General features: G+C 72.4%; 11 protein-coding genes and 1 riboswitch. Of the genes, 5 read left to right on the top strand and 6 right to left on the bottom strand.

Going from position 1 to position 8179, the window contains the following annotated elements; translation table 11 throughout:
• The first annotated feature begins 1 nt into the window (after nt 1).
• Complete coding sequence (locus ABD908_RS25570) at nt 2-430, top strand: MogA/MoaB family molybdenum cofactor biosynthesis protein (protein ID WP_345001396.1); 429 nt, start codon at nt 2-4, stop codon at nt 428-430.
• Nucleotides 420-845 carry a molybdenum cofactor biosynthesis protein MoaE gene (locus ABD908_RS25565; protein ID WP_345001394.1) on the top strand — a complete coding sequence of 142 codons (426 nt, stop codon included), beginning with the start codon at nt 420-422 and terminating at the stop codon, nt 843-845. The genes ABD908_RS25570 and ABD908_RS25565 overlap by 11 nt, the downstream gene beginning before the upstream one ends.
• Before the next feature lie 63 nt (nt 846-908).
• Here ABD908_RS25565 and ABD908_RS25560 read toward each other — a convergent pair whose 3' ends face one another.
• From ABD908_RS25560 to ABD908_RS25545, 4 genes are all read right to left on the bottom strand, one after another.
• Complete coding sequence (locus tag ABD908_RS25560) at nt 909-1535, bottom strand: transglycosylase family protein (RefSeq protein ID WP_345001392.1); 627 nt, start codon at nt 1533-1535, stop codon at nt 909-911.
• 11 nt (nt 1536-1546) lie between these two features.
• Nucleotides 1547-1710, bottom strand: a riboswitch (cyclic di-AMP (ydaO/yuaA leader).
• A gap of 248 nt (nt 1711-1958) precedes the next feature.
• On the bottom strand, nt 1959-2198 hold the full coding sequence (locus ABD908_RS25555) for a MoaD/ThiS family protein (RefSeq protein ID WP_345001390.1): 240 nt from the start codon (nt 2196-2198) through the stop codon (nt 1959-1961).
• Nucleotide 2199: 1 nt separating this feature from the next.
• Complete coding sequence (gene moaA, locus ABD908_RS25550) at nt 2200-3231, bottom strand: GTP 3',8-cyclase MoaA (protein WP_345001388.1); 1032 nt, start codon at nt 3229-3231, stop codon at nt 2200-2202.
• Between the two features lie 16 nt (nt 3232-3247).
• On the bottom strand, nt 3248-3451 hold the full coding sequence (locus tag ABD908_RS25545) for a hypothetical protein (protein ID WP_345001386.1): 204 nt from the start codon (nt 3449-3451) through the stop codon (nt 3248-3250).
• Nucleotides 3452-3572: 121 nt separating this feature from the next.
• On the opposite strand from ABD908_RS25545, the gene ABD908_RS25540 reads away from it, so the two are divergent.
• On the top strand, nt 3573-4007 hold the full coding sequence (locus tag ABD908_RS25540; protein WP_345001384.1) for a cold-shock protein: 435 nt from the start codon (nt 3573-3575) through the stop codon (nt 4005-4007).
• An 8-nt stretch (nt 4008-4015) separates the two neighbouring features.
• Here ABD908_RS25540 and ABD908_RS25535 read toward each other — a convergent pair whose 3' ends face one another.
• Together ABD908_RS25535 and ABD908_RS25530 are read right to left on the bottom strand one after the other, a co-directional pair.
• Entirely contained in the window at nt 4016-4546 is a 531-nt protein-coding gene (locus ABD908_RS25535) for a DUF2771 family protein (RefSeq protein ID WP_345001382.1), read from the bottom strand.
• A gap of 3 nt (nt 4547-4549) precedes the next feature.
• Nucleotides 4550-6385 carry an MFS transporter gene (locus ABD908_RS25530; protein ID WP_345001380.1) on the bottom strand — a complete coding sequence of 612 codons (1836 nt, stop codon included), beginning with the start codon at nt 6383-6385 and terminating at the stop codon, nt 4550-4552.
• Nucleotides 6386-6482: 97 nt separating this feature from the next.
• On the opposite strand from ABD908_RS25530, the gene ABD908_RS25525 reads away from it, so the two are divergent.
• Both ABD908_RS25525 and ABD908_RS25520 read left to right on the top strand, forming a co-directional pair.
• Nucleotides 6483-7274: a DUF3027 domain-containing protein gene (locus tag ABD908_RS25525; RefSeq protein ID WP_345001378.1), complete on the top strand. Its 792-nt coding sequence runs from the start codon at nt 6483-6485 to the stop codon at nt 7272-7274.
• A partial coding sequence (locus ABD908_RS25520; protein WP_425584411.1) for a sacsin N-terminal ATP-binding-like domain-containing protein occupies nt 7271-8179 on the top strand: 909 nt, incomplete at its 3' end. The genes ABD908_RS25525 and ABD908_RS25520, both read left to right, overlap by 4 nt.

Here is an 8179-nt window from a genome sequence, read left to right as displayed (position 1 = left end):
GCTGGGCAGCGGAATTCCCGCCGGGGACACCGGCGGAAGGCTTGCGGGCCCCGTCGTGGTGCCCGACGGCGACGCGGTGGGCGCCGCGCTGCGCCGCGCCCTGTCCGCAGCCCCACGACTGGTCATCACGACGGGCGGAACCGGCCTCAGCCCCACCGATGCGACCCCGGAACAGACGGCGCCCCTGCTGACCCGCGCGCTGCCCGGTCTGGCGGACGCGATCCGCGGCGCGGGCGCGCCGCATATCCCGGCGGCGGTACTCTCCCGCGGGCTGGCCGGCGTCGCCGGCACGACCCTCGTCGTGAACCTCCCGGGCTCCACCGGGGGCGTCCGTGACGGGCTGGGCGTGCTGGACGGGGTGCTCGCGCACGCACTGGAGCAGATCGCCGGCGCGGATCACCCTCGCGACGGAGCCGGTCATGCCGGTTAGGGTCGCCTCGTCGCTCACCGCGGAACCGATAGACCTGCCGAGCCATGAGGCCGCCGTCGCTGATCCTGCGGCGGGCGCCGTCGTGGGGTTCGTCGGCGCGGTGCGCGACCACGATCACGGTCACGGTGTGACGCGACTCGAGTACAGCGCGCACCCGACGGCCGCGCAGGTGCTGGCCGAGGTCGTCCAGCGGGTGGCGGCGGCCGCGGTCGGCGTCCGCGCGGTGGCGGTGAGTCACCGCATCGGGACGCTCGAGGTGGGGGAGGCCGCGCTCGTGGTCGCGGTGGCGGCGGACCACCGGCGCGCCGCATTCGACACGTGCGCAGCGCTGGTCGACGAGGTCAAGGCCGCGCTACCGGTGTGGAAGCACCAGATCTTCACCGACGGAACAGACGAATGGGTCGGCAGCGCGTAGCCGCCGACCCATTCGTCGAGCTGTTGAATATGTGCAAGCGCGATCAGTGCGCCTGCGAGCGGATCAGTAGCCGCCCTGCTTGAGCTGCTGCAGGAAGGCGAGGACCGCCGGGTCGACCCGCTTGCCGTGCGCGCGGGCCTTGTCGATCTCAGCCTGCAGGTACGCGGTGCTGGTCTTGTTCGCCTCGGTGAGCTTGCGGACCGGCTTCCGGACCGGCTTGCGGACCTTGTGGAGCTTGTGGATCGGCTTCGCGGCCTCCGCGATGGTGGGCTTCACCTTGTGCCGGTGGGTCACGGAGCTGGACGGGACCGTGCGCGGGGTGGCGGCGCCGAGGCCGGTGCCGCAGACGGGCCACGCGCCGCGGCCCTGGCCCGCGAGCACCTTCTCGGCGATCGCGATCTGCTGCTCCTTGCTGGCCTGGTTCGCCGACGAGGCGTACTGGCTGCCGCCGTAGGCGTCCCAGGTGGACTGGCTGAACTGGAGGCCGCCCTGGTAGCCGTTGCCGGTATTGATGGCCCAGTTGCCGCCGGACTCGCAGTGGGCGACCTGGTCCCACTGGGAGTCGGTCGCGGCATTGGCGGCGGCGGGAGCGGAGAGTGCGAGACCGGCACCGCCGAGGAGCGCGCCGGCGGCGGCGGCCTTGACTACGGTGCGGCCGGTGGTGGACTGCTTGCGGTGGCGACCGGACATGATGTTGGGCGTCTTCCTCTCTACGGCACGTACGAAGTGAGCTGTCGGGTTCGGGCGAGAGGTGTGCCCGGTCGGTCCCGCTCACGCGTTTCCGGCTTAACCCCAAGGGCCTCGCGGCCCTGCCGCTCCGTTTCCGGGGCGACGGTTGGTTCCTCCGTCTTCGTCCTTTTGATGTAGATCGTGGTGTCCCGCGCCGGCCGCTGGACGAAGCTGGGTGCGGCGTCCGGTGGGGGGCCGCGCCTGCGGCCGGGTCCGACGGTAGTTGGTGGCCGGCCTGATGTCACTTCCTACGCTGTTATCGGTTCGTGACCGTCGTAACGTCTCGCTGCAACCGAATTCTTGGTGTCTTCCCAGGTGGTAGGGAGTGTCGCCCGGTTTGTGGCCGGGATGTTATCGAATTGTGATGTGACGAACATCACATCGCTAGCCACCGGCGAACGGGGGCAACACGTCCAATGTGGCTCCCGATACGCGCGCAGACGGGTCGCGGACCGCGATCTCGTCGACGAGGTACGAGCAGCGCGGCAGGATCGGCGCCAGGGCGGGGTGCCGTGCGGCGAGCAGTTCGGCGACGGTGGCGACCGTCGCGCCGGCGGGGACGTCCAGCGTCTGTTCTGCCACGCCGGTCGCGGCGCGGGCGGCGGCGAAGTACCGGATCAACAACTCAACCGCCGATCGCGCTCATCGGACGGGAGGGCTGCAGGAACGTCGGATCGTCGATACCGTGCCCCGCCTGCTTGCCCAGCATCGCGCCGCGCCACACGGCGGCGATCTCGGCGTCGGTGGCGTCCGCGCGCAGCAGCGACATCAGATCGGTCTCGTCGCGCGCGAACAGGCAGGTGCGCACCCCGCCGTCGGCGGTGAGCCGCACCCGGTCGCAGTCGCCGCAGAAGGGGCGCGTGACCGCCGCGATGACGCCGACCGTGGCCGGGCCCCCGTCCACCACGAACCGCTCGGCCGGCGCGCTGCCGCGGGGCTCGGCGGCGGGAGTCAGCGTGAACCGCTCGGCCAGCGCGGTCAGCACCGCGTCGGCGGTCACCATCTCGGTGCGGTCCCACGTGTGTCCGGCGTCCAGCGGCATCTGCTCGATGATGCGCAGCTCGTAGCCGGCCCGCAGGCACAGCTCGAGCAGGGGCACGGCGTCGCCGACCCGGCCGGGGCCGAGCACTGCGTTGACCTTGACCGGCTGCAGCCCCGCGGCGTGGGCGGCCCGTAGGCCCGCGAGCACGTCGTCGAGCCGGTCGCGTCGGGTGACGAGGGCGTACGCCTCGCGGTCGACGGTGTCGAGGGAGACGTTGACCCGGTCCAGCCCGGCGGCCCGCAGCTCGGGAGCCTTGCGGGCGAGCGAGAGCCCGTTCGTGGTCAGCGCCAGCTCCGGGCGCGGCTCGAGGGCGGCGGCGTGGGCGACGATGGTGGGCAGGTCGGCGCGCAGCAGGGGCTCGCCGCCCGTGAAGCGGATCGAGGTGATCCCGAGGTCGCGGACCGCGATGTCGATCAGGCGGCACACCTCGGCCGTGGTGAGGACGTGCGAGCTCGGCAGCCACGGCAGGCCCTCGGCGGGCATGCAGTACGTGCATCGCAGATTGCAGCGGTCGGTGAGCGACACGCGCAGGTCGGTGGCGACGCGGCCGAACCGGTCGACCAGGCCCCCGTCGCTGCTGTCGCCGCCCCCGTCGACGACCGGTGATGCGCTCACCGCCGCGTCCCAGGGCTCACCGGCGTGACCCCGTGACCACGACGGACGCGATCGCGACGACCAGGCCGAGCGGGGCGAGCGGCGTGCACAGATAGACCCACAGCGGCGCGGTGGCGCCGTGGTCCACGGCAGGCGTCAGGAACAGCGCCGCGATGGCGGCGACGCCCACGACGAACAGGACGATTCCGACTGCCACCGCGATGTTCCCGACCTTCGCCACACCACCTAGGATAGTGGAGTGGCGTCCCGTGACCTGCGGGGCGCTTTTGGTTGTTCGCAGCTTCGGGTCGTCGGTAGCGACGATCGGTCGCGGCGATGACGTGATGGAGCAGGTGACTCGGGTGCCTACCGGCAAGGTCAAGTGGTACGACGCGGAGAAGGGGTTCGGCTTCCTCTCGCAGGAGGACGGCGAGGACGTGTACGTCCGTGCCAACGCGCTCCCTGGGGGCGTCGAAGCGCTGAAGCCGGGTCAACGTGTCGAGTTCGACATGGCCGCGGGCCGACGCGGGCCGCAGGCGCTTCGCCTGACCGTGGTCGAGCCGGCACCGTCCGTGTCCCGGGGTGTCGACGGTGCCCGGGGGGCCGCCGCGGCGCGCTCGCGCAAACCTGCCACGCGCCGCCCCACCGACGAACTGCACGGCATGATCGAGGACATGATCCAGCTGCTCGACGGCGGAGTGCAGCAGGAGCTGCGCAAGGGGCGCTACCCCGACCGCAAGAACGCCGAGCAGATCGCCAAGGTGCTCCGGGAGATCGCGCGCGAACTGGACTCCTGAGACGCGGCCTAGCTCCGCTGCGACTCGGGCGCATACCCGGGCGGGAGCGTGTCGATCGCCCACACCGCCTGCGAGATCAGATTGCCGAAGGTGTCCTGTACCGCCGAGGGCACGTGCAGTTCGATCTGCGCCACCATCGCCTGGCGCGTCGACTTCAGGATGATCAGCGACTCACCCGGGGTCAGATGCGGCGTCGAGGTGATGGTCGAGTTGCCGTTCGGGTACAGGTACTGCACCGACACGTCCCACGGGCGCTTGCTGATGTAGTCGGGCAGCGACACGATGATGCTCTGCCCGGCTTCGACGGGGATGTCGGCCGGCGTGCGCTGCGGGTCGCACTGGCGCTTGGCCACGTCGTCGCAGAACAGGTACGGACCCACGTACCGCAGGGTGCGGTCGACGGCCACGCTCAGCTGGGGGCGGTCGACCGTGTCCCGGTTGTGCCGGACGGCGGCGACCGCGGTGAGTGCGAAGACCACGATCGCGACGACGATCGCGCCGGCTGCGGCGGCGAGGATGCGGCGGCTGGGTAGGAACACGGGTCAGGCCCCTTCGTGGTGGACGGCGGTGGAGGTGAACGGTGCGGTCGACTCGGTGTGCGGTACCACCGGGCGCCTGCCGCCGAGGCCGGGAACGAGCGAGGCGCCCCGGTAGGTGAGGACGGTCTGCGCGGTCCCGATCACCATGACCGCGGCGACGGTGGTGAATCCGATCCACAGCACGTCGTGGGGCAGTAGGACGCCCAGCGCCGCACCGAAGACCCAGCCGAGCTGTAGCGCGGTCTCCGAGAGGCCGAACGCCGAGGCGCGGGACTCGTCCGGGAGATCGTCCTGGATCGATGCGTCGAGGCACACTTTCGCGATCGCCGATGCGGCGGATCCGACGAAGGTCGCGATCGCCGCGAACAGCAGGTTGTGCAACGCCGCCGCGGTCACGACCCCGACGGTCGCGGCGAGTGCGGCCGCCGTCGCTATGCGCGACGGCTTGCCCAGCTCGAGCCGCGCCCCGACGGCATTACCGAGGAAGTTGCCCACGCCCGCGGCGGCGCCCACGGCGCCGAGCACCGCCAGCTGCATCAGGCCGTGCTCGTCCTTGGAGGGGCCGTTCTTGGCATAGAACGCCACGAACAGCGTGAGGAAGCCGGTGAGGAAGCGCACCGTCACGTTGGCCCACAGCCCGGTCACGACGTTCCGCCCGAGGGGCGCGCGCAGGCCCTTCAGCGCGCCCCGCGGGCCCGACGGTGCCGTGGCGGGCGTCGTCAGTGGGCCGGGTGGCGCGGGACGCGTGCGCCTGATCTGCGCGGTGTAGGTGAGCTTGGTCGGCACCTCGCCGCTGGTGTTCTCGACCCACTTCGGGATCCGCATGGACGCGACGACGCCGAGGATCGAGAAGAACATCAGCGCGATCACCGCGCCCGGCACGTGCGCCACCCGCCCGAGCCCGAACTCCAGGGCCGTCGCGATCCCACCGCCTACTCCGGTACCCACGACCAGTCCGAACAGCGTCAGTCGCGAGTTGACCCGCGCCAGGTCGATCGTCGGCGGCAGCACGCGCGGCGTGACCGCCGACTTGAGCACCGAGAACGACTTGGACATCACCATCATCCCGAGTGCGCACGGGTACAGCGCGAACGCGTTGTAGTCCACGGTGTTGGTGGCCGCGTGGTACGCGCAGTTGCCGATCAGTACCGCGGCGAGCGCGACGCGCACCACGAACGACACGGCCAGCGCGATCCGGCGGCCGTGCTGGATGCGGTCGATCAGCGGCCCCATGAACGGCGCGATCACCGCGAACGGGGCGATGTTGACCAGCAGGTACAGCATCACCTTGCCGACGTCCTGGCCCTTCGTCGCGGCGAAGAACAGGGTGTTGGCCAGCGCGACCATCAGCGCGGCGTCGACCGCATTGTTGAGGATCACGGGGTACGTGAGGGCGGTGAGCCCGGACTCGTGGGCACCGTCGGCGCGGGCCGCCTGATGCCACTTCGCGACGCCCAGGCCGGCGAGCTCGCGACCGCGCAGTGCGGCGACCCGCGTCACCGTCAGCTTGCGGGGCATGCGCTGCGCTCGCGTGGGCTTCGGCCCCGGCGGCGGGCCGGGGGTCTCGCCGAGCGGCGGCAGGTGATGGTTGCTGGTGTACTGCGGGCGGTCGGACCGTCCCGGCTGGTCGGGGCGGTCGCTGGGCGACATCGGCCGCGTCCGCTGCGCGCCGGGCCCCGATGCGCCCTGGCCGTGTTGCTGTGCCTGGCTGTGTTGTTGTGCCTGGCCGTGTCGTGTCGCGTCCCGTCCGTGTCGCGTGCCCTGCCCGCGCGGCCGACGCCCGGGCGACGGGTCGGCACCGTCGGGCGGGTACTGCCGGTCGCCGGGATGTCCTGTCACGGGTTCGATTGTTCCGTATCGGCGGCGGGTGCGGCCGATCGACCGTCTGTCGTCACCCACCTGTCGCCCGGCGGGGTGGTTGCGGCAGACTGGTCACGTGAGTTCCGCATTGCATTCGCAGGCCGCGATCGATCGTGCGCGGGCGGCGCTCGAGGCGGACGAGGGCGCCGCCGTCGGCGCGCACGTGGCCGCCGTGACGGAGGACGAGTGCGCCGTCGCCCATTACTTCGAAGCAGACCTCCCCGCGTACCGGGGCTGGCAGTGGTGCGCCGTGCTCGCCGCGTCACCGGGCGGGGAGATGACGGTGTCGGAGACGGCGCTCCTTCCGGGGCCGGGTGCGCTCACCGCGCCGGAGTTCGTGCCCTGGGACCGGCGGGTCCAGGCGGGCGACCTCGCCCCCGGTGACCTGCTGCCGCCGGCCGTGGACGACCCGCGAATCGAGCCCGGCTACCTGCTGACCGGTGACCCCGAGGCAGACGAGGTCGCAGGCGAGATCGGCGTCAACCTCGAACGCGTGATGACCCGGCTCGGCCGCGAGGAGGCGGCGGCCCGCTGGTTCGACTCCGACTTCGGTCCCGAGGCCGAGATGGCGCGCGGCACCCGGTTCCACTGCGGCGACTGCGCCTTCTACCTGCCGCTCGCGGGCATGCTGGGCGCGGCGTTCGGGGTGTGCGGCAACGAGTACGCGGCCGATGGGCGCGTGGTGCATGCGCACTACGGCTGCGGCGCCCACTCGTCGACGGCGCCGCCGTCGGGTGCGGGTAGCCCCGCCTACGAGCCCTACGACGACGGTGCGGTGGAGAGCCACGAGCTGGTCCACCCGGTGGCGCTGACCGCGGTGGACGAGATCGAACTCGGGGTGCCGCAGGACGCGCTGCGGAGCGTGTGACCGCGGATCCCTTCGCCCCGGACTCCTTCGGCCCGGGTCCCCGCGACGACGATCCCTTCGACACCGCCGCCTTGCGGGCGGCGACCGAGGCGGCGTGGCGGGACTCGCCGACCCGCCTCGCCGAGGACCTCGCGGTGGAGCAGGACCTGGTCACCGTCGGCTACCGCGGGCGCGTGGTGGTCGAGCTGCTCCAGAACGCCGCCGACGCGGCGGCCGCTGCGGGCGAGCCGGGGCACGTGGCGGTGTGGCACGACGCTGCCGGCGTGCACGTCGCGAACACCGGCCGTCCGCTCGATCGGGCGGGCGTGCACGCGCTGTCGGCGCTGCGGGTGTCGCCGAAGACTGCCGGGGCCGGCCAGATCGGCCGGTTCGGAGTCGGCTTCGCCGCGGTCCTCGACGCCGCCACCGAGATCGAGTTCCGTTCGGCGCGCGGGGGAGTCGCGTTCTCCGGCGCTCGGTCGGCGGAGGCGGCGGACGGTCCGGCGCCGGTGCTTCGCTTGCCGTACCCCGAGAATGCCACGCCCGCAGCGGGGTTCGCGTCGGAGATCGTGCTCCGTGACGCTCCGGTCGAGCTTGCTGAGGAGTTCGCGCGCGAGGCCGCGGACGTCCTGCTGGATCTGCCGGCGCTGGCGACTGTCACCGTCGACGGCACGGAGTACAGCCGGCCGAACCTGCCCGAGGGGGCTGGGCCCTACGCGCGGTGGATCCTCGGCGCCGACGCGGCGTTCCTGCACTCGCCGACCCGGACCGACGAGCCGCTGACCCTGCCGGTACGCGTGGTCGCCGACCTGCCCACCACCGCCGATCGCCGCCGGCTGCATCCCGACGCGGACGTCGCGCAGGCCGCGCTGGGCTACGCCGACTTCGTCGCCGCGCAGCCGGAGCCGCTCGGCCTCCTGCCCCCG

The sequence above is a fragment of the Tsukamurella soli genome (genome assembly GCF_039541155.1).
Classification (GTDB): domain Bacteria; phylum Actinomycetota; class Actinomycetes; order Mycobacteriales; family Mycobacteriaceae; genus Tsukamurella; species Tsukamurella soli.
Note: the sequence above shows the minus strand (reverse complement) of the source record. Positions and strands in the feature narration are given on the sequence as shown.

What these genes read in the sequence shown, in the direction of transcription:
- ABD908_RS25565 (WP_345001394.1), top strand. Translation starts at nt 420, where the DNA reads ATGCCGGTTAGGGTCGCCTCGTCGCTCACCGCGGAACCGATAGACCTG.
- ABD908_RS25560 (WP_345001392.1), bottom strand. Translation starts at nt 1,535, where the DNA reads ATGTCCGGTCGCCACCGCAAGCAGTCCACCACCGGCCGCACCGTAGTC.